Consider the following 21031-nt stretch of genomic DNA (forward strand, 5'->3'; position numbering starts at 1 on the left):
CCCCCAGCAGCTCCCGCTCCCGCTCCTCCCCCAGCCCGGCGCCGCGTCCCGGCACGTGCGCGGCCGCAGCGTCCCGCAGCGTCTCGGCGAGGTCGCGGCGCTCGAAGCCCGCGGCCTCCGCCCGTGCCGTCGAGCGGGCGTTCATGCCGCGCCAGTCGGGGTCCGCGATCCACAGCGGGAGCGAGCCGGGGCCCGCCCACTGGCCGACGCCGCGCTCGAGCAGCCACTCCTCCGGCACGGCGACCGGCTCGGCGGACGACCCGCCGCGCGCCAGGGCCAGGTGCTCGCCGAACGGCACGGGGGTCCCGCAGACGTTCATCACGCCCTCCACCCGCGCCTCGGCGGACGCCACCAGCCAGGCGGCGAGGTCCCGCACGTCGACCACGGACGTGGGCAGCTCGGGCGCATCCGGCACCAGTACGGGGCCGGGCCGCGCGCTGAAGCGCCAGGGCCAGTAGGAGGAGCGGCTCGTCGGGTCGTCGGGGCCGCCGATCACGCCGGCGCGCGCGATCAGGGACGGCGCGGATCCGGCCAGCACGGCCTGCTCGCAGGCGGCCTTCGCGGCGCCGTACGAGGCGGGGTCGTCGGAGGGAGGGAGCAGCTCGGCGTCCTCGTCCGCACCGACGACCGCGTTCTCGGCGTAGACGCTCGTGGTCGAGACGAGGACGTAGGCGCTGCAGCGCAGGTCGCGGACGGATCGGCGGACGTGCTGCGGGGTCGAGGAGACGTCGATCACCGCGTCCCACGATGCCGCAGCCACGGCGTCGAGAGCGTCGTCGCGGTCGCGGTCGGCCCGGACGAGGGACGCCCTCGCGGGCACGGCCGTCCCGCGCACGAGGCAGGTCACGTCGTGGCCGCGCCGCAGCGCCTCCTCCGCGAGGTGCCCGCCGAGCCAGCCCGTGCCTCCGAGAATCAGCGTTCTCATCCCCGCATGCTCGCACGGGCCGCCTCGCGCGAAGCCCGCTGAGGTGCCCGAGTTGGTCCCGAGAACGCTGAAACAACTGCATTCCCGGGCGACTCGACGCAGTGGGCGCCGAGCGAGCGCCTCAGCGACAAGGGCCCCCTCCACGAGCCCCCGCACACCCGACCACCCGAGCCCGCCCGCGTCCTCTGTCCGGAATCACGCGGGCGGCTCGGGCGCTCGAGCGGCTCACACGACGACGAAGGCGTCCAGGATCAGCGAGTTGCCCGTGGAGGCGGCGTTGCGCTTGCTGCCGCGGCGGATGGTGATGGTGTGCTCACCGGCACCGAGGGTGCTGCTGGTGAACACGGTGCGGGCCGAGCGGTTCGTGGCGCTGTAGCGGTCGACGGAGGCGACGAGCACGCCGTCGATCAGGACCTCGTTGATGCCGGAGGTCGGGGTGATCCGGCTCACCCAGCTGACCTTCGTGCCCCGGAAGCGGAGGGTCGCCGAGGCCGTGGAGGTGCTGGAGTACGAGATGCTGCCGCCGCTGTCGGCGGTGCTCGAGAGCGTCGCCCAGGTGCCGACCGTCGCGATGACGGCGGCTCCGTTCTGGTACGTCCCCGCCGCCGGCAGCGTCGAGGTCGGGGTGGGCGTGGACGTGGCCGTCGGGGTCTCGGTCGGAGTCGGCGTGTCGGTGGGCGTCGGCGTGCTGGTCGGAGACGCCGTCGCGGTGGGGGTGGGCGTCGACGCGGAGACGGTCCCCGCGGTCACGACGAAGGCGTCGAGGATCAGCGTGGATCCGGTGGACGCCGGGTTGCGCGTCGTCCCCCGGCGGATCGTGACCGTGTGGGTGCCGGCGGCGATCGGCCCGCTCGTCCACACCGTCTGACCCGAGCGGGTCGTGGGGCTGTAGCGGTCGACGGTGGCGACAAGGACGCCGTCGAGCAGCACCTCGTTGATGCCGGAGGTCGCCGTCATCCGGCTCACCCAGCTGACGCCCGTGCCCGAGAAGCGGAAGCTCGCGGACGCTCCGGCCGAGCTGGAGTAGCTGATGCTCCCACCGCTGTCGGCGGAGGAGGAGATGGTGCTCCAGGTGCCCGCCGTCGTGATGAGCGGCGAGTAGTTCTGGTACGTGCCCTCGCCGGGGATCGACGAGGCGGGCTCGTCGGGCAGCGGAACGACCGGCTGCTCCGCGAGCCAGCGGTCGAACGTGTCGAGCATGTCCTTGTTCGTCAGGCTCGGCACGTTGTGGCCGTTCGGAGCGCCCTCGGTCGGCGTGTAGAGGACCACAGCCTCCTTCGCGACGGGCTTCGCGAGCGCGACCCAGGCCCCTCCGTGCACGGCGATCGGGACGAGGACGTCCTCCGTCGAGCCGGTCGTGCGGATCCGCGCCCCCGCCCACGAGGCCTGCGGCAGCAGCGCGGGGTCGGTCGCCGGGATCGTCGAGGGGTCGTTGTCGTAGTCCGGCAGGACGCGCCCCGGATCGCGGCGGGCCATGTCGGCCATGTCGTAGACGCCGGCCGCGTGGTACGCGCCGCGGATCTCGGGGACCAGCTTGTTGCCGTACGCCCAGCAGAGCAGTGCGCCACCGCCGGAGTTCGAGCGGAGGAAGCTCGCCCCGATCCGCCACGTCTTCTGGAACCAGGCGACCGCGTCCACCTGCATGGCGACGGCCCGCTTGTTCGTGTAGATGCTGCCGCCGTAGTTCGGGCAGATCGAGATGACGCCCTTGTCGACGGCCTGGTCGGCGCTGTACTGGTAGGCGCCGGACAGGGCCGCGTAGGTGCTCCCGTTGGCGTGGTAGTACCAGTAGACGACCCGGCCGATCCGCTGCGAGGGGACCGCGGTGTGCGGAACGAAGAGCCGCGCGCGGTCGGTGCCGATCATCACGTCGATGATCTGGTACGGCTTCTTCCCCACGCGCGAGATCGCCGTGTCGCTGCGCCCGAGCTCGTTGGGCAGCGGCGGGATCACGCTGTAGTCGGGCGCCGCGGACGCGGTCATCGCGTAGGCGAAGGCGGATCCGACGCCGAGGGCGGCTCCGGTGAGGACGAGACGGCGGCTGTGGCGCGCAGGAGAGGACATGGGATCCCGACGTGGAGAGGGCTGCTCGGTCGGCGGAGCCTGACCGGAAGGTGTGAGGGGGGTGCTGCGGTCCGGATCGGACCACCGTGGAGGGGGCGCGGTGCGGTCCTTCGGGGGACCGTGCGGGCGGGCAGGCGCGAATGCATCCTCCCGCGTCCGCCGCGCGACCACCAGACCCACTTCAGGGACACCCGCGGCGGCGCTCCCACCTGGCGTCGAGCAGCGGAGCGATCCGGAGAAGGTCCTGGTGAGAGCGCTATCTCGCGCCACTGCTCTGGAGATGCCCGCCACGGGGGCGGAACTGCATCGCCCCGGTGGCGGGACACCGGGGCGGCACGGGGCTGGCACGGATCCAGGCCGCGTTGCGCCCGGCGCGAGGGCCATGCGCACGTCAACACTCTCGCGGGAGACCCCCGGATGAGTCTCGTTATCTGAGCACGACCTGATCGCTGGTTCAGCGCCTGCTCTCCCCCCTCTGAGTGCCGACCGGATCAGGGGCCCGTCGTCCGCCGCCTACGTCCCGTCTCAGGGGGACAGGGCGCCTCCGAGCCGCGACCTATCGTGATCCCGCTCCATCCGGAAGGCCCGGCGAGGCGCCCCGGGGGGAGGTCGATCCGTGTCGAACGCGCATGCTCGACCGAGCCACGACCGCTCGATCGCCCTCGGCCTCGTCCTGCTCCTGCTCGCCGCCGTCCTCGTGGTCCTGCCCGCGTCGAGGGCCGCGGCGGCCACGGTCCTGCTCCAGGAGGGGTTCGGCGGCACCAGCGTCGCGGACTCGGCGTGGCAGGCGCTCGACGGCGCCTGCATCACGGCGGCGACCACTGCTCCGCCGACCGGCTCCTCGAATCTCGGCGTCTGCGCCAACCGGACTCAGGCCCCCGCCGCCGCGACGAGTCCGGGCTTCCTGCAGCTCACCGACGCCCGGAACAACGCCAAGGGCGGCGCGGTCTTCAACCGGCCGATCCCCGCGATGGGCGGCATCGACGTCCAGTTCGACCAGTACCAGTACAGCTCCGCCCTCGGCCTCCTCGGAGCAGACGGCATCGGCTTCTTCCTCACGGACGGCTCGAAGTCCCTGACGGCGGCCGGAGCCCCTGGCGGCTCGCTCGGCTACGGTCAGTCCGCGACCGTCGAGGGTGTGAACGGCGGCTATCTCGGCATCGGCATCGACGCCTACGGGAACTTCTCGGCCAGACCTCCCACGCAGAGCACGACACCCAACGCCCCGCCCACCTACGGACTCGGATTCGGGTGCCCCTCCGGCTCAGGCCAGGGCCAGGTCGCGAATCAGATCGTCGCCCGCGGTGCAGGCCAGGGCCAGACCGGCTACTGCTTCCTGCAGGCCGCGCCGCCGCCGACGCTCACCTCCGTCCGCACCCCGATCACCGTCTCGTCGGGCAATCCGCCCGCGAGCTACGGCAGGACCGTGCGGATCACCGTGTCCGCCACGGCCTCCCCCGTCGTCACGGTCTACTGGGGCACCTCGGCGGGAATGGCCGCCTCCGCGCTGACGCAGCTGATGCAGTTCACGATGCCGACCGCAGCGCCCTCGACCTACAAGCTCGGCTTCACGGCGTCCACCGGTGGATCGAACGACACCCACCTCGTCCGCAACGTCTCCGTCTCGTCCATCAACACTCTCGACGACATCACTCTGGTCAAGCAGATCGACCGCACCACCACGCAGCCCGTCGCCTACGCCGAGGGATCCGTCATCCCCTACCAGTTCGTCGTCACGAACGGGTCTATCCGGGGCACGCTCACCGGGATCGTCGTCACGGACCCGAAGGCCGCGAGCATCTCCTGTCCGACGACGACCCTGCTCCCGCTCGCCTCCACCATCTGCACGGGATCCCATACGGTCACGGCCGCCGAAGCGGTGGCCGGCTCGTTCGTCAACACGGCGACCGCTGCAGCGACGAAGACGGAGACGATCTCGAACGTCGTGACGACGACCCCCGTCACGAGCAGGACCGCCACCGCCACCGCCCCCATCGCCGCCCCGGCTCCCGCTCTGACCCTCACCAAGACCGCCCTGCTCACCGACACGAACGGCAACGCCCAGGCCGACGCCGGAGAGCAGATCCGCTACTCCTTCCTCGCCCTCAACTCCGGCAACGTCACACTGCAGACGGTCGCCGTCGCCGACCCGAAGGTCACCGGCATCACGCCCGCCTCGACGCAGCTCGCCCCCGGAGCGAGCGCCACCTTCACGTCGGCGCCGTACACGGTCCTTCAGACCGACATCGACAAGAACACGTCGCTCGTCAACACGGCGACCGTCTCCGGCCGCACCCTGGCCGCCGCGCCCGTGACGGTCACCGCGACCTCCACGGCCACCACGCCGATCCGCTACGCGCCCTCGATCTCGCTGACGAAGAACGGCACGATCCCGACCGGGGCCGCCGTGGGCTCGACCGTCTCCTACAGCTTCTCCGCCACCAACACCGGCAACACCGGGCTGAGCGCCGTCGCGGTCACCGACCCCAAGAGCGGGCTCTCCGCGCTCGCCTACTCCTGGCCGGGGACCGCCGGGCGCCTCGAGATCGGCCAGTCGGTCACCGCGACCGCCTCGTACACGCTCACGCAGGCCGACGTCGACGCGGGCCAGGTCCTCAACACCGCGACCGCGACCGGCACCCCTCCGACGGGCGCCGCCGTCACGGCCACCGCCTCGCGGACGGTGACGATCACCCGCACGAACGACCTCGCGCTCGCCAAGACCGCGAACCCCGCCTTCATCAGCGCCGCCGGCACCGTGGTGACGTACACCTTCCGCGCGACCAACACCGGCACCACCACCCTCACCGCGGTCGCGATCAGCGACCCCAAGAGCGGACTCTCCGCTCTCACCTACTCCTGGCCGGGCACTTCCGGACGACTGCTGCCCGGCCAGGTCGTCACCGCGACCGCCGCCTACACGACCACCGCCGCCGACGTCACCGCCGGCACGATCGCCAACACCGCCACGGCGACGGCGACCGGCCCGACCGGCGGGGCGTTCACCCGCACGGCCTCGGTGAGCATCTCGGTGATCCCCGATCCGGCGGCCGACGCCGCGACGGTCGTGCAGGGCGGATCGGTCGTGATCGACGTGCTCGCGAACGACGGGCCCGCCGCGACCGGAGCGATCTTCTCGCGCGCGCAGCTCTCGGCGACCCCGAAGGCGATCGGAGGCGCGGCGACCCCCGCCCCCGCCACTCCCGTGCAGGGGTCCGTCTCCTGCGTTGCGAGCGGAGCGACCCGCGGCCAGTGCACCTACCGCCCGATCGCCGCCTTCGTCGGCACCGACGTCTTCGACTACTCCCTCTCGGGCCAGTACGGCACCTGGAACGTGCGGGTCACGGTCACCGTCACCGCGCTGAACCGCGCGCCGGTCGCCCGACCCGACCGCGTGGTCGCGACCACCGGCGGCCCCGCCGTCACCGTCGCTCCGCTCGCGAACGACACCGACGAGGACCCGGGCACGACCCTCGCCCTGGCCGGCACGAGCGTCCCGGCCGGGCTGCGCGGCACCTTCTCCTGCTCCGGATCCACGTGCACCTACACGCCCGCGGCCAACGGCTGGACCGGGAGCGCGACGATCGCGTACACGGTCACGGACGGCGCCCTCACGGCGGGCGGCACGATCACGGTGTGGGTCGATCCCGCTCCCCTCGTCCGGCGCGGCTTCTCCGGCACCGGCAGCACGAGCGGAGCGGTCGGGCTCGGCGCCTGGACCAGCTCCTCCCTGGTCGCCACGCCTGTCGCGAGCTGCACGGCCGGTCGGCCGAGCACCCTCGTGAGCTGGTCGGCCGCCGCTGGAGCGACCGGCTGGACCCTCGAGCGCCGCCTCGCGGGGACGACGCCCGGCCCCTGGACCGTGATCGCGGCACCCGCCGCCTCCGCGACGAGCTTCACCGACGACCGGGTCGGTGAGGGCCGCAGCTACCAGTGGCGGGTCCGCCCGGACCTGCAGCGCTGGCTCGGAGTCGCGTCCGCCGCCTCGACCGCCGTCGCCCAGCCGGCCGTCACCACCGCCGGAGGCTGCTGATGCCTCCCCGCCGACACCCCTCTCGTCCTGCACGTGTCCTCGTGAGGGAGACCACGCCCGCACCGGGCACCACCCACCAGAAAGGAACGGTCGCCATGACCACCACAGCACCCACCCGTCGCAGCCCCTGGAAGAAGATCGCCCTCACCGGCGGCGTCCTCCTCGCCGCGGGAGCCCTTGCCGGCGCCGGCGCCTTCGCCGTGTTCACCGACTCCGGGACCGCCGTCGGCAACGTCGACGCCGGCCAGACCGACATCTCGGTGACCGGAGCGTTCACCGTCGCGAACATCGCGCCCGGCGACACGGTCCAGCGCCCGATCAGCCTCGTGCTGCCGAACGCGACCAACGACGGCGACCTCGTCTCGTCGGTCCGCTTCTACCAGGACGTCACCAACGACGTCGTCGGCTCGGACACCACCGACCCGGGCCGCGTCGGCGCGTCCCTCGTCACCGGCGCGAACGGCCTCGACTACCGCCTGCTGACCTGCTCCACCGCCTGGGTCCCCGCCGCCGCTCCCGCGGAGGCCGGCCCCTACACCTGCGCGGGCACTCAGACCGTCACCGGCACCGGCAAGCTCTCGACCATCGGCGGAGTCGCCAACGCGGCGAACTTCACCCCGGCGAACTTCGGCATCACCCCCACCGCGACCGGGACCTTCCCCTCGGACGCCGGTGACGTGACGCTGAACACGCTGATCGAGCTCGTCCTGCCGACCGCGGCCGACAACGCGTACGAGAACGCCTCCGCCACGGTCACCTTCACGGCCGCCGCGATCCAGCGCGCCGGCATCCAGAAGTAGACCGTCCCCCACCGCCTCCGTCCTGCCCGGCCGCCACCGGCGCGGGGCGGAGGCATCCCCCTTTCCTCCCGGAGTCGTCCCCATGCCCCACGCCCGTGCGCTCGTCGCCGTCCTCGCGGCGGTGCTCCTCGCGCCCGCGGCGAGCGCCGAGCCCGTCGGCGTGCTCGACGTGCGCGAGCTCTCGGCGCCCGGATCCCTCACCGACCTCGCTCCGGGCGACCGCGCCGAGTGGGCGGTCGAGGTGACCAGCACCGGCCTGTCGCCGCAGGGGGTCTCCGTGGCCTTCGCGGTCGACGGAGGGACGCTGGCGCAGGACCCGCGCGACGGCCTCCAGCTGTCCGTCGAGCTCTGCGACTCGGCGTTCACGGTCGCCGAGGTCGTCGACGGGGAGCGCTACCTCTGCCCGGAGGACGCGATGCCGCTCGGATCCGGACCCGCGGCGACGCTCGGCCGGCTCGACGGTGTCCGTCCGCTCGAGCGCGGGGCCACCGTGGGCGTGCGCGTCCGCGTCCTGTTCCCGGAGTCGGCCGGCAACGGGACCGAGCTCGCGGCGGCGTCGCTGCGGGTGCTCGTGGGCACGACGGAGGAGGATCCCTCCGCGACGCCCGGCCCCGGCTCCTTCCCCGGAGCGGCGGGCGGCGGGCTGGCCGTCACCGGCCGCGACCTGGGCGCCGCGCTCCTGGGCGGGATGCTCGCCCTCGGCTCGGGCGTCCTGCTCGCCGCGGCGGCGCGCCGTCGTCACCGGAGGGAGCAGGCGTGAAGGCCCTCCGCGCTCTCCTCGGCGGACTGGTCACGATCGTGGCCGTCGCCGGCATCGCCGTCTTCGTCCTCTCCGCGCTCGGTCTCGTGCGGCTCGTGCCGGTGCTGTCGAACTCGATGGCGCCCGGGATGCCCGTCGGCTCCCTCGCCGTCACCCTGCCCGTCGACCAGGCCGCGATCCGCGCCGGCGACGTGATCGTCTTCACCGACCCGGACGATCCGGGCCGCCGCGTCATCCACCGCGTCACCCTCGTCTACTCCGAGGAGGAGGCTGCGGCCCTCCGCGGCCGCGAGCCCGGCCAGCTGGCGCTCACCACCAAGGGCGACAACAACGAGTCGGCCGACCCGTGGATCGTGACGATCGCGGACGAGCGGATCTGGCGCGAGAGCTCGGTGGTGCCGCTGCTGGGCTGGCCGAGCATCGGCCTCGCCCACCCGGAGGCGCGGTTCGCGCTCTTCGCCGCGGGCGGCGCGGTCATCGTGGGCGCGCTCCTGATCGCCATCTGGCGCCGCCCCGCGGAGGTCGCCCCGTGAGCGGCGCGCACCGCTCGTCGGACGGCACGCCGCCCCCGGAGCCCCTGCGTCCGCCCGCTGAGCACGGACGGCACAGCGCCCGGCCGTCCTCCCGCGACCGCGGAGCCCCGCGCCACTCCCCCGAGGTCCGCCGCCGCGTGGTCTCCCGCGCCGGCCTGGCGGGACTCGTCGCCGGCGCGCTCGTCCTCGGCGCCGCCGCCACCGCCACCGCCGTGCTCCTGGACCGGGGCTCCGTGAGCGCGCGGGTCGCCTCCGGCACCGTCATCGCGACGTTCACCGGCACCGGAGCGACGACCGTGCCGGTCCCCGTCGCGGGCCTCGTCCCCGGTGGCACGGCCCGGCGCCTCCTCGACCTGACGAACGCCGGGACCCTGCCGATGTCGGCCCTCCAACTGCAGACGGCCACCGGCACCGACCTCTCGGACGGCCTGCAGCTCGCGATCGAGCGCTGCTCGCTGTCCTGGTCGGCCGATGCCGCGACCTGCCCCGGCACCGTCACCACCGTGTCGGCCGACCGCCCCGCCGCCTCCCGCCTCGACCTGCCCGGCTCCCCCGCCCTCTCCGTCGGAGCGACCGACCACCTCCGCCTGACCGTGCGCCTCTCGGAGTCCGCGCCGTCCGCCGCGCAGAGCACCTCCGCGACCCTCACCGTCACCGTCGTGGGCCTGCAGCGGCCGGGCCGCCAGCTGTAGGCGCGGCGGGCCCACGCCTCGGCAGCACCACCGCCGCGCCGTCCCCTTCCGCGCTGAGGTGCCCGGGACGGCCGTCGACACGCCGGAGAGGGCGACCGTCTCGGGCGACTCAGCGGGGCCGCGGGTACCTCGGTGATGCCTCGCTACTCGCGCAGGGCCGCCACGGCGTCGTGGAAGCTCGGCACGTCGGAGAGCACGCCCTCGGGGCCCAGCACCGTCCAGGTCGTGCCCGTGCGGATCAGGACGCCCAGCTCCTCGGCGGGCCGGCGGCGGGTGCGGCGCAGCTCGAGCACGAAGACTCCGGGACGCGCCTCTCTGATCTCGGGAGTGCGCCGGTCGGGCAGCATCACGAGTCCTCCCCGAGGGTCAGCGGTAGACGCTCCACTCCTTCTTCACGATCCGGCGCTCCTCGCCGTCGACCGCGACGATCCACTCGCCGTCCTTCTTGGCCACGACCCGCCCGCGCAGGTACTGCGGCTCCCAGCCGTCGGCCTTGTTGACCCACTTCACGAACCGCGCGAACCGCCCCGGTGCCACGTCGTCTCTGGACATCTCTCGACTCCCCTCGTCGTCACCGGCACGTCCATCGCCCTCCGTCAGGAGAGCACCTCGCCCAGCGCGAGGGGGACCTCTCCTGTGAGGTCTCGAAGCCGGTTCACCGACGGTAGAACGCGCTCCTCACTACGGACGAGACCGTTGACTGATCGACGATCGTCTGGCAGTGGGGTCAGGATGCGGCAGCGGATTCAGGAGTCGAACAGCACGTGCGGCCGTCCGGCGTCGACGATCACGCGGGCGCGCACCCCGTAGACGTCCGCGATCAGCGCCGGGGTGAGCACCTCCTCCGGGGTGCCGCCCGCGACCACGCGCCCCTCGCGCAGCACCAGCAGCGCGTCGCAGAAGAGGGCCGCGAGGTTGAGGTCGTGCAGCGCGACGACCGTGGTCACCGGCAGCGCCCGCACCAGGGCCAGCAGCTCCAGCTGATGGCGGATGTCGAGGTGGTTGGTCGGCTCGTCCAGCAGCAGCTCGCGCGGCTCCTGCGCGAGCGCCCGGGCGATGTGCGCGCGCTGTCGCTCGCCGCCCGAGAGGGTGTGCCAGAGGTGGTCGGCCTTCGCCTCGAGGCCCACCTGCTCGAGGGCGCGATCGATCGCGCTCAGATCCTCGGCCGTGTCTCCGCCCAGGAGGGAGCGGTGCGGGGTGCGCCCCAGCCGGACGACGTCGCGGACGGGGAGGTCCGCCTCCGTCTCGGCCTGCTGCGTCACCGTGGCCACGGCCCGGGCGACCTCGCGGCGGCGGAGCGAGCGGAGCGGCGCGCCGTCGAGGGTGACGACGCCGGCGTCCGGAGCCGCGGTGCCCTGCAGCAGCCGCAGCAGCGACGACTTGCCCGAGCCGTTGGGCCCGAGCAGTCCCACTGTCGAGCCGGGAGCGGGGCGGAGCGAGACCCCGTCGACCACCAGGCGGCCGCCCCGGCGCCACGAGACCCGGTCGGCCTCGAGCGTCACGAGCGGCCCCTCCGCCGCAGGAGCAGCAGCATGAACACCGGCACGCCGACGAGTGCCGTGCCGACCCCCACCGGCAGCGGAGTCGGCGCGAACGCCACCCGCGATCCGGCGTCGACCCACACCAGGAACACCGCGCCGAGCAGGATCGTCGCCGGGATCACCCTTGAGTGCCGCTGCCCGAACACGAGTCGCGCGGCGTGCGGCAGCACCAGCCCCACGAAGCCGATCGCGCCGGCGATGCTCACCAGGGTCGCCGTCAGCAGGGCCGTCACCACCAGCAGGAGGAGGCGGGTGCGGCCCACGTGCACGCCGAGCGACGCGGCCACGTCCTCCCCGAAGGCGAACGCGTCGAGCGTGCGCGCCGCGGCGAGGCAGACCACGGAGCCGAGCAGCACGACTCCTCCGCTCAGCGCCACGTCGTCCCAGCGCATGCCCTCGAGGGAGCCGAGCAGCCAGAACATCACGCCGCGCGTCTCGTCCGAGTCGGCGAGAGCGAACACGATCAGCGAGGTCAGCGCCGAGAACAGCTGGGTGCTCGCCACCCCCGCCAGGATCACGCCCGAGGTGCCGCCCGCCGAGAACCGCGTGAGCAGCAGCACGAAGCCGAAGGCGACCAGCGCGCCGACGAAGGCGCCTCCGGAGAGCCCGACCACTCCTCCGCCCACCCCGAGCACGCCGACGAGCACCGCGCCCGTGGACGCTCCGGAGGAGACGCCCAGCACGAACGGGTCGGCGAGCGGATTGCGCAGCAGCGACTGCAGGATCACTCCGCACACGCCGAGCCCCGCCCCGCAGGCCGCGGCCACGAGTGCGCGCGGGAGGCGCTCCTGCCAGACGATCGCGTCCTCGGCCGCACGCACCGGGACGGAGGCGAGCCCGAGGTGGTTGAGGAGGATGTCGCGGACGTTCACGAGCGAGACGTCGGCCGGGCCGAGCGTCACCGCGACGCCGACCGAGAGCGCCAGCGCGAGCAGCCCGCCGACGACCAGCGCGGCGGCGGCAAGGCCCCGCGGCACCCGGCGGACGAGGACCGCGCCCGTGCCCGTGCCCGTGCCCCTGCCCGTGCTCAGAGCGAGGCCCGGTTCTCGTCCCACCAGGCGCGGATCTTCTCGAGCCCGTCGACGAAGCGGATCGACGGGTTCATCTCGGCGCCGTGGAGCGCGATGAAGCGGCCGTCCTGCACCGCGGGCAGGCTGCTGGTCAGCGGGTCGGAGCGGAGGAACGCGGTCTTGTCGTCGAGGCGGTCGCCGGGGAAGCGGTCGCGCTGCAGGTCGCCGAGGACCAGGACGTCCGGGTCGGCCGCGACGACGCTCTCCCAGCCGACGGCGGGCCAGTCCTCCGTGCGGTCGGCGAAGACGTTGGTCATGCCGGTCGTGGTGCCGAGCATCGAGGCGAAGTTGTAGCCGCCGGCCATGTAGGGCGTCTTGGTGTCGGCGAACCAGAAGGCGACGCTCCGGCCGCCGAGGTCGACCCCCTCGGTGGCGGCGGCGGCACGCTCCTGCAGCTGCGCGACCAGGGCGTCACCGCGCTGCTGCACGTCGAAGACCTCGGCCAGCTCGTGGATCTCCTGGTAGAGGACGTCGACGGTCAGCGGGACGGTGCGCGTGCCGCTCCCGCCGTTGACGCTCGCTCCGTTGTCGCAGTCGGAGGGGGCGAGGTAGGAGCCGATCCCCGTCTCGGCGAGGCGGTCGCGCGAGGCGACGCCCTCGGGGGCGTAGTGGCGGCCGAAGGAGGCGGTGACGAAGTCCGGGTCGGCACCGAGCAGCACCTCGTAGGTGGGCGCGTTGTCGGCCAGGCGCGGCACGCTCTCGTTCGCGGAGGCGAGGGTCTCGAGCACGGGGTCGGTCCAGGAGGCCGTGCCGACCATCCGGTCCTCGAGGCCGAGGGACAGCAGGATCTCGGTCGAGTTCTGGTCGAGGGAGACGACCCGCTGCGGAGGGGCGGTGACGGTGGTCGCGGTGCCGCAGTTGTCCAGCATGAGCGGGTACGAAGTCGTGCCCTCCCCCGCGGCGGCCGTGCTCTCGGGCTCGATCTGCTCGGAGGCGCCGCAGCCGGTGAGGGCGAGCAGGGTCAGGGCGGCGAGGGCGAGGGCGGCGGGGCGCCGTCGGTGCGTGGACATGGATCTCCCGTGGTTCGTGGGCGTCGGTCGTCGGCCCGGTTCATAGGCCCGGTTCATGGGCCCGGTTCGCCGGCAGGGCTCGTCGGCCCGGTCCGTCGGCGGGCGGCACCCGCGTCTCGGCGCGGAGCCCGGGTAAGCATAGCCTTACCTCACCTAAGCCCGTCCATCCGCGCCAGTCGATCCGCGCCACCCGCCTTCGATCCACCCTCGGTCCCGCCTGCCGGCGACTCCGCAGGAGTCGCCGTGGTCGCGCGCGAGAACGGCGACCTCCGAGTTCTCGATGCACTTAGAAGGCCCGGAACAGCCGAGTAAGCGGACACCTGTCGCGCACCTCGCCTCCGCAGCCCCCAACCAGGTGGACAGCACCCCGGACACGGTTCCCCTGAGGGCGGGAGAGCGCGATCCTGAACACCGACGATCGACGGCTCCCGCCCCACCGCCCGCCGACCGTCACGGAAGGAACCCGTTGCCCCGCCACTCCGCCCGCACCGCCGCCTCCGGCCGGTCCGCGCTGGTGCGCAAGGCCGACGCGTCCGGCTACCGGCCCGAGATCGAGGGACTGCGCGCCGTCGCGTCCCTCATGGTCGCGACGTTCCACATCTGGCTGGGCCGCGTCTCCGGAGGCGTCGACGTCTTCTTCGTGATCGCCGGGTTCCTCACCACCCTGACCCTCCTCGGCCAGATCCGGCGGTTCGGGCGCGTGCGTCCGATCGCCTTCCTCCGGAGGCTCGCCTCGCGGCTCTTCCCGGCGGCCGCGGTGGTGCTGGTCGTCGTCGCGGCGCTCGCTCCGCTCCTCCTGCGCCCCTCGCAGCTGCTGCAGACCTTCACCGAGGTGCTCGCCTCGACCTTCTACGTCGAGAACGTCGCGCTCGCGCGGGCCGGAGTGGACTACCTCGCGCAGGACGACTTCCACTCGCCGGTGCAGAACTTCTGGGCGATGTCGGTGCAGGGGCAGTTCTATCTGGTCTGGCTCGCCCTGGTGCTCGTCGCGACCCTCGCCGCCGTGCTGCTGCGGCGACGCGCGCAGCTGCCGCGGTTCCTGCTGGCGCTCGTCGCGGCGCTCACCGTCCTCTCGTTCGCGTTCTCCGTCGTGCTGGTCGGGATCGACCAGCCGACCGCGTACTACAGCACCCTCGCCCGCTCGTGGGAGTTCGGGCTCGGCTCGCTCGCGGCCCTCGTGCTCCCGGGACTGGCGATCCCGGCGGCCCTGCGGACGGTCGCCGGGTGGCTGGGGCTGATCGGAGTCGTCTCCTGCGGGTTCGTGCTCCAGGTCTCGAGCGCGTTCCCGGGCGCCGCCGCGCTCTGGCCGACCCTCTCGGCGGTGCTCGTGCTCGTCGCCGGGACCGGCCCCGCCCCGGAGCGCGGCGTCGGCCGACTGCTGGCCCTGCGCCCGCTCGTGTGGCTGGGCGGCCTGAGCTACGGGATCTACCTCTGGCACTGGCCACTCCTGGTCTTCTGGCGCGAGAGCACCGGCGAGGACCCGACCGCCCTCGCGGGCCTGGGCGTCATCGCCGCCGCGATCCTCCTGGCCGCCGCCTCGAAGCGCTTCCTCGAGGACCCCCTCCACCGCCGCGCCCCCGCCGAGCGCCCGCACCGCCTCCGCGCGCTCGCCCCGGCGGCCCTGCTGGCCGTCGCCGCCCTGGTCGGAGCGACGGGCCTCACCGGAACGAACGCCGCGATCGCCGCCGACCTCACCCGCGCGCACGCCCTCCCCGTCTCGACCGAGGGCTGCGTCGGAGCCGCGGCGCTCGCGAACGCCTGCCCCGACTCCTGGACCACGAGCCTGCCCGCCGTCGACGCCTCGGAGGACGGCTCCGCCCTGAACACCGACGAGTGCAGCACGGGCAACTCCGGCACCGCGCTCAAGGAGTGCCGCTTCGGCGATCCCGCCGGCCTCCGCGTGCTGCTCATCGGCAACTCGCACGCGGCGTCGTTCTTCCCGGCGCTGCGCGGCGTCGCGGAGGAGCGCGGCTGGGACCTGCACACCTACTACAAGACGGGCTGCGTCTTCTCGACCGCGGAGCGGCGCGACGACTCCGCCTCCTCCCGCCGCTCCTGCGACGTCTGGAACGGGAAGCTGCAGGAGGAGCTCGCGGGCCAGGAGCCGTACGCGCTCGTCGTCACCGCCTACTCCGCGAAGAAGTCCGTGTTCGTCGACGCGTCCGGCACCCCCGACGAGCAGGCCGGCATCGACGGGTTCCACGAGTCGTGGGCGCCGCTGATCGCCCGCGGATCCACGGTGGTCGCGATCCGCGACAATCCGGTGCTGCCCTCGCTCTCCCTGCTGGCCTGCGCCGAGGAGCCGGGCTCCGCGGCCGACTGCAGCGTGCCGCTCGACGAGGCCTTCGCCGACCGCGAGCTGATGGCCGCCGCGGCCGAGGGCTGGCCGGGCGCCGCCGCCGTCGACCTCACCCGCTGGTTCTGCGACGACCGCGGCTGCCCCCTCGTGATCGGCGGAGTGAAGGTGTACCGCGACCTCGGGCACCTCACCGAGTCCTATGCCCGGACCCTGGCGCCCTACCTCGGCGAGGCGCTGGACCCGCTGGTCGGCTGAGGGCCCTCGCGCTCGCCTCCGGACGCATGCAAGACTGTTTATACGAACAGGGATCGGAGGAGCCGATGGGCCACTCTCACGGCGTTCCGGCCGGCTCCGCCGCCGCACGGCACCGGCGTCCGCTCGTGGCCGCCTTCGTGCTGACCGCGGCGTTCATGGTCGTCGAGTTCGCGGTCGGAGTCGCGACGGGCTCGCTCGCGCTGCTCTCGGACGCCTCGCACATGGGCACCGACGTGCTGGCCCTCGGAATGTCGATCGCCGCGATCTCCCTCGCCGCCCGCCCCGCCGCGAAGGGCCGCACCTACGGCTCCTACCGCCTCGAAGTGCTGGCCGCCCTCGCCAACGGCCTGCTTCTGTTCGCGGTCGCCGCGTTCGTGATCGTCGAGGCCGTCCGCCGCTTCGCCGAGCCGCCCGCGGTGCCCGGCGGCCCCCTCCTGATCACCGCCGTCGTGGGCCTGGCGGTCAACCTCGTGAGCCTGCGCCTGCTGTCCGCCGGGGCGAAGGAGAGCATCACCCTCCGCGGAGCCTCCCTCGAGGTGCTCGGCGACGCGCTCGGCTCGATCGGCGTGATCGTCGCGTCGATCGTGCTGCTCACCACCGGCTGGGCGTGGGCGGATCCGATCGTCGGCGTGCTGATCGGGCTGCTGATCCTTCCCCGCACCTGGTCGCTGACGCGGCAGGCGCTGGGGATCCTCATGGAGTCGGCGCCCGCGCACGTCGACCTCGCAGCGCTCGAGCGCGACGTCTGCGCCGTCCCCGGCGTGCTCGCGCTGCACGACCTGCACGTGTGGACGATCACCTCGGGCATGGAGAGCGCCACCGGCCACGTGGTCGTCGCCCCCGACGCCGACTACCGCACCGCGCTCTCGCGGGTGCTCGCCGTCCTCCGCGAGCGCCACGGCATCGACCACGCGACCATCCAGTGCGAGCCCGAGGCCTTCCCGGAGACGACGCACCGCGTCTGAGCGCGGGGGTGTCGCGGCGCGCGGCCGCACGCCTCCGCATGCCCACGACACTCCAGGAGTCGTCGCACTCGGCGCCGACTGCGACGACTCCCGGCTTCTCGACGTTGCGGGCCTCGCCCACCCCTGAGCACCTTCCGATTGTTGACGTGAACATGTACAGTCGGCCGTCAGGGCGCGTTCACGTGAACATGCCCGCATTTCGATGGCGAAAGAGAGACCGCATCAATGTCGATGTCCTTCAGAAGGGTCGCCGCGCTCGCCACGAGCGCCGCCCTGGCCACAGGAGCACTGCTGGCGATCCCCGCCGCAGCGGCCCCCGCTCAGGCCGCGGACGCGTTCCGCATCACGCCGAACCCCGCCGCCGCCGGTGAGGCGTTCGAGGGCTGGGGCACCAGCCTCGTCTGGTTCGCGAACGCGACCGGCGGCTATCCCGAGGCCCTCCGCGAGGACCTCTACCAGAAGGTCTTCGGCGACAGCGGCCTCGACCTCAACATCGCCCGCTACAACATCGGCGGCGGCAACGCCTCCGACGTGAAGGACTACCTCCGCCCGGGCGGCGCCGTCGAGGGCTGGTGGAAGCAGAACCCGGCCGGCGACGCGTCGACCTACGGCGGCACCTCCACGAAGCTCGCCGACCGCGACGCGCTCCTGGCCAAGTGGAACGCGGACGACCCCGCCTCCTACGACTGGACCGCCGACCAGACGCAGCGCTGGTGGGTCGAGAGGCTGGCCGAGGAGAAGCAGATCTCGCACTGGGAGGCGTTCTCCAACTCCGCCCCGTACTTCATGACCGAGAGCGGCTACGTCTCGGGCGGCTTCGACGCGAACAGCGAGCAGCTGAAGCCCGCCGCCGAGGAGCAGTTCGCGAAGTACCTCGTGAAGGTCACCGAGCACATGGAGGACGAGTACGGCATCGAGTTCGACACGCTCGACCCCTTCAACGAGCCGAACACGAACTACTGGGGCACGCAGCTCTCCAACGGCGTCCCGACCGGCGGACGCCAGGAGGGCATGCACGTCGGCCCGACGCGCCAGGCGGGACTGATCCCCGACGTCACCGCCGCGCTCGACGCCTCGACCACCGACGCCGGCATCGCCGCGATGGACGAGACCAACCCCGACATCTTCGCGACGAACTGGGCCGCCTATTCCGCTGCGATCCGCGCCGAGGTCGACCGGATGAACGTCCACACCTACGGCACCTCGGGCCGCCTCAAGGTCCGCGACCTCGCGAAGCAGGCCGACACCGACCTGTGGATGAGCGAGATCGAGGGCAACTGGGTCACCGGCTTCGACCCCACCAACATGGAGAACGGCCTCGGCATCGCCGGCCGCATCAACGACGACCTGCGCGAGCTCGAGCCCAAGGCGTGGGTGCTCTGGCAGCCCGTCGAGGACTACTACAACATGCAGCAGCCCAAGCCCAAGGGCGAGAACCTCAACTGGGGCTCCGTCTACATCGACCTGGACTGCAAGCCGTACCAGGAGAACGGGACCGAGGTCTGGAAGTCGGTCCGCCGCGTCGCCGACGCCGGTGGCGACTCCACCAAGGCCCCGGTCTGCGGCGTCGAGACGAACTCGAAGTTCAACACCATCCGGAACTTCACCAAATTCATCCACGAGGGCGACCACCTGATGCCCTCCAACGACAGCTCCTCCACCGCCGCCGTCCGCGGCGACGGCTCGGGCGCGACCGTCGTGCACACCAACAGCACCGCGACCGAGAAGACCGTCGTGCTCGACCTCTCCCGCTTCGGCACCATCGCCGACACCGCGACGGTCACTCCCTACATCACCACGAAGGCCTCCTCGGCCGCCGCTCCCACGAGCAACGCCCTGGTCGCCAAGACGCCGGTGAGCGTCGACCGCATCTCGCGCACCGCCACGATCACCGTGCCCGCCAAGTCGGTCACGAGCTTCTCGATCGACGGAGTCTCGGGAGTCGCCGACTCCGCCCCCGCCCTGCGCGACGGCCACCGCTACCAGCTGGTCGGCACCCAGAGCGGCAAGGCCCTGACCGGCAACCCCTCGGGCGCCGCGACCACGATCACCGGCCTCGCCACCGACTCCGCCACGGCCGCCAAGCAGACCTGGACGGTCCGCGAGGTCGCCGCCGGCGAGCGCGAGGCCACTCGCCGCGTCGTCCTCGTCAACGGCGACGGACGCGTGCTCGGAGCCACGACCGCCGGCACCGACCTGCGCTCGCTGTCCGTCGACGCGGCGAAGACGACCGCCGCGACCCGCTGGATCGTCAACACCACCGACGGCGTGAACTTCTCGCTCGTCAACGAGTCGATCGCCCAGTCGCTCGACGTGAACGGCGGCTCCAGCGCCGACAACGCGTCGGTCGGCGTCTACACCTCCAACGGTGGAGCGAACCAGTCGTGGTCCCTCCGCGACCTCGCCCCGACCGCCGGCCAGACGATCGCCGTCCGCACCACCGCGGGCGTCGCTCCGACCCTGCCCGCGAGCATCACCCCGCAGTACTCCTGGGGAGCCGGCGCACCGCTCGCCGTCACCTGGCAGCGCCCCGCCGACTCGGCGTACGGCGCGACCGGCCGCGTCGAGGTGCCCGGCACCGCGACCGACCTCTACGGCCAGACGATCACGGTCACCGCGCTCGTCGATGTCGGCGGACTGACCGCGACCGACCCCGTGTCGGTCACTGCCGCCGCGGGCGCCTCGGTCGCCGGAGTGAAGGCCTCGGCCCCGACGACGGTCCCCGCCCGCGTGGGCGCCTCGGCCAGCACCTTCCCGGTGCCGGTCGTCTGGGACTGGACGCCGCTCACCACCGCCTCCCTCGCCCGGGCCGGGCAGGTGACGGTCTCGGGAACGGCGACCGCCGACGGCGCGACGCTCCCCGCCACGCTCACGGTGCTCGTCACCACGGGCACGCTCCGCAACTTCAACCCGGACGCCGGCATCGTCGCGACCGCGTCGTCGTCGGAGTCGGGCTACGGACCGGAGCGCACCCGCAACGGCGTGGACGGCGACAAGGGCTGGTCGAACTGGACCAACGGCACCAAGGCCGCGCAGAGCTCGCTGACCTACACCTTCCCCTCGACCCACCAGGTCGAGAAGGTGTCGGTGCAGTTCCTGGCCGACGGCGGCACCAGCTGGGCGCAGACCTACCAGCTGCAGTACCAGGCCGCTGACAGCACGACCTGGACCGCGGTCCCCGGCTACGAGTCGGCCGTGGCCCTCGCGTCGCCGGCCGGCGGAACGGCTCCGACCCTGGTCGCGTCGTTCGCGCCCGTCACGGCCAAGGCCTTCCGCGTCGTGATGAACGCCTACGACAACACGCACCTGATCGTGGCCGAGACCAAGCTCTACGAGTCGGTCGCCTCGCCCGCCGCGGTCGCCACCCTGGGCGCCCTGCGCGTCGGAGGAGCCGGCATCGCCGGGTTCGACCCGGCCCGCACCTCCTACGCGGTCACCGTCGAGGGCACGGCGCTGCCGGTGATCGGAGCAGTGGCGACCGACTCGGCGGCCACCGTGCGGATCACCCAGCCGACGACGGCGAACGGCGGAGTCGCGACCATCGCGGTCCGCGCGGCCGACGGCTCCGTCACCTCGACCACGACGGTGACCGTGACCCTGAAGGCGCCCGCCGCCCTCGCGGTCGCGGTCACGGCGACCACCCGCTGCATCGCCGGCAAGGTGACGCTCACCGTCGCGGCGAAGAACGAGTCCGGCGTGCCGGTCTCGATGACCATCGCGACGCCCTCCGGGTCGAAGCAGGTCACCGGAGTCGCGCCTGGCGCGAGCGGCAGCGCCGCGTTCACCACGCGCGCGGCCTCGGTGCCAGCCGGCCAGGCCACCGTCACCGCGACGGGCACGGTCGACGGCAAGCAGGTCACCTCGGTGGCGACGGGAGCGTACGCGGCCCGCAGCTGCTGACGCCCCCTCCGACACGGACCGCCTCCGCCCCTCCGGGGACGGGGGCGGTCCGTCGTTCATCGAGAGCGGCGCTGCGGGGGCGGCGCGTCGCGGGATCCCGATACGACCGCGGCGCGGGCTACTCGATCAGCATGGATCCGTGCCGGTCGGGCAGCCGCACACCTCCGCGCCGGTGGAGCGACCG

General features: G+C 73.2%; 15 protein-coding genes. 8 read left to right on the forward strand and 7 right to left on the reverse strand.

Annotated elements, in window-relative coordinates; genetic code table 11:
- Together C5C37_RS13505 and C5C37_RS17595 are read right to left on the reverse strand one after the other, a co-directional pair.
- On the reverse strand, window positions 1-925 hold a 925-nt coding region (locus tag C5C37_RS13505), incomplete at its 3' end, for an NAD-dependent epimerase/dehydratase family protein (protein ID WP_104339069.1).
- Window positions 926-1150: 225 nt separating this feature from the next.
- The gene (locus tag C5C37_RS17595) at window positions 1151-2989 is read right to left on the reverse strand and encodes a hypothetical protein (protein WP_181127424.1); all 1839 of its coding nucleotides are present in this window, start codon (window positions 2987-2989) and stop codon (window positions 1151-1153) included.
- Window positions 2990-3605: 616 nt separating this feature from the next.
- On the opposite strand from C5C37_RS17595, the gene C5C37_RS13515 reads away from it, so the two are divergent.
- The 5 genes from C5C37_RS13515 to C5C37_RS13535 all read left to right on the forward strand — a co-directional run bounded on the left by C5C37_RS13515 (window position 3606) and on the right by C5C37_RS13535 (window position 9807).
- Window positions 3606-7022 carry an Ig-like domain-containing protein gene (locus tag C5C37_RS13515; protein WP_104339070.1) on the forward strand — a complete coding sequence of 1139 codons (3417 nt, stop codon included), beginning with the start codon at window positions 3606-3608 and terminating at the stop codon, window positions 7020-7022.
- A 95-nt stretch (window positions 7023-7117) separates the two neighbouring features.
- Window positions 7118-7822 carry a TasA family protein gene (locus C5C37_RS13520; protein ID WP_104339071.1) on the forward strand — a complete coding sequence of 235 codons (705 nt, stop codon included), beginning with the start codon at window positions 7118-7120 and terminating at the stop codon, window positions 7820-7822.
- A gap of 82 nt (window positions 7823-7904) precedes the next feature.
- Window positions 7905-8582 (forward strand): sortase, encoded by a 678-nt coding sequence (locus C5C37_RS13525; protein WP_104339072.1) that lies wholly within the window; start codon window positions 7905-7907, stop codon window positions 8580-8582.
- Complete coding sequence (locus tag C5C37_RS13530; protein WP_104223395.1) at window positions 8579-9115, forward strand: signal peptidase I; 537 nt, start codon at window positions 8579-8581, stop codon at window positions 9113-9115. Before C5C37_RS13525 ends, C5C37_RS13530 begins: the two co-directional genes overlap by 4 nt.
- Window positions 9112-9807, forward strand: a complete 696-nt coding sequence (locus C5C37_RS13535; protein ID WP_104308468.1) for a peptidase — start codon at window positions 9112-9114, stop codon at window positions 9805-9807. Before C5C37_RS13530 ends, C5C37_RS13535 begins: the two co-directional genes overlap by 4 nt.
- Window positions 9808-9950: 143 nt before the next feature.
- Here the strand turns inward: C5C37_RS13535 and C5C37_RS13540 are convergent, their stop codons facing one another.
- The 5 genes from C5C37_RS13540 to C5C37_RS13560 all read right to left on the reverse strand — a co-directional run bounded on the left by C5C37_RS13540 (window position 9951) and on the right by C5C37_RS13560 (window position 13428).
- Window positions 9951-10157 (reverse strand): hypothetical protein, encoded by a 207-nt coding sequence (locus tag C5C37_RS13540; RefSeq protein ID WP_104256374.1) that lies wholly within the window; start codon window positions 10155-10157, stop codon window positions 9951-9953.
- Window positions 10158-10173: 16 nt separating this feature from the next.
- Window positions 10174-10359: a hypothetical protein gene (locus C5C37_RS13545; protein WP_104223398.1), complete on the reverse strand. Its 186-nt coding sequence runs from the start codon at window positions 10357-10359 to the stop codon at window positions 10174-10176.
- Between the two features lie 194 nt (window positions 10360-10553).
- Window positions 10554-11309, reverse strand: coding sequence for an ABC transporter ATP-binding protein (locus C5C37_RS13550; RefSeq protein ID WP_104260824.1), 756 nt, complete (start codon window positions 11307-11309; stop codon window positions 10554-10556).
- A complete protein-coding gene (locus C5C37_RS13555; RefSeq protein ID WP_374954046.1) occupies window positions 11306-12403 on the reverse strand; it encodes a FecCD family ABC transporter permease in 1098 nt (365 codons plus the stop codon). The genes C5C37_RS13550 and C5C37_RS13555 overlap by 4 nt, the downstream gene beginning before the upstream one ends.
- Window positions 12376-13428, reverse strand: a complete 1053-nt coding sequence (locus C5C37_RS13560; protein ID WP_104339073.1) for an ABC transporter substrate-binding protein — start codon at window positions 13426-13428, stop codon at window positions 12376-12378. Before C5C37_RS13560 ends, C5C37_RS13555 begins: the two co-directional genes overlap by 28 nt.
- 466 nt (window positions 13429-13894) lie before the next feature.
- Between C5C37_RS13560 and C5C37_RS13565 the strand changes: the two genes are divergently transcribed.
- The 3 genes from C5C37_RS13565 to C5C37_RS13575 all read left to right on the forward strand — a co-directional run bounded on the left by C5C37_RS13565 (window position 13895) and on the right by C5C37_RS13575 (window position 20847).
- Complete coding sequence (locus C5C37_RS13565) at window positions 13895-15982, forward strand: acyltransferase family protein (RefSeq protein WP_181127425.1); 2088 nt, start codon at window positions 13895-13897, stop codon at window positions 15980-15982.
- Between the two features lie 65 nt (window positions 15983-16047).
- Window positions 16048-16947 carry a cation diffusion facilitator family transporter gene (locus C5C37_RS13570; RefSeq protein ID WP_104339075.1) on the forward strand — a complete coding sequence of 300 codons (900 nt, stop codon included), beginning with the start codon at window positions 16048-16050 and terminating at the stop codon, window positions 16945-16947.
- A gap of 231 nt (window positions 16948-17178) precedes the next feature.
- Window positions 17179-20847 carry a glycoside hydrolase gene (locus C5C37_RS13575; protein ID WP_181127426.1) on the forward strand — a complete coding sequence of 1223 codons (3669 nt, stop codon included), beginning with the start codon at window positions 17179-17181 and terminating at the stop codon, window positions 20845-20847.
- Window positions 20848-21031 lie beyond the last annotated feature (184 nt).

Source organism: Rathayibacter sp. AY1F9, from assembly GCF_002932155.1.
Classification (GTDB): Bacteria; Actinomycetota; Actinomycetes; order Actinomycetales; family Microbacteriaceae; genus Rathayibacter.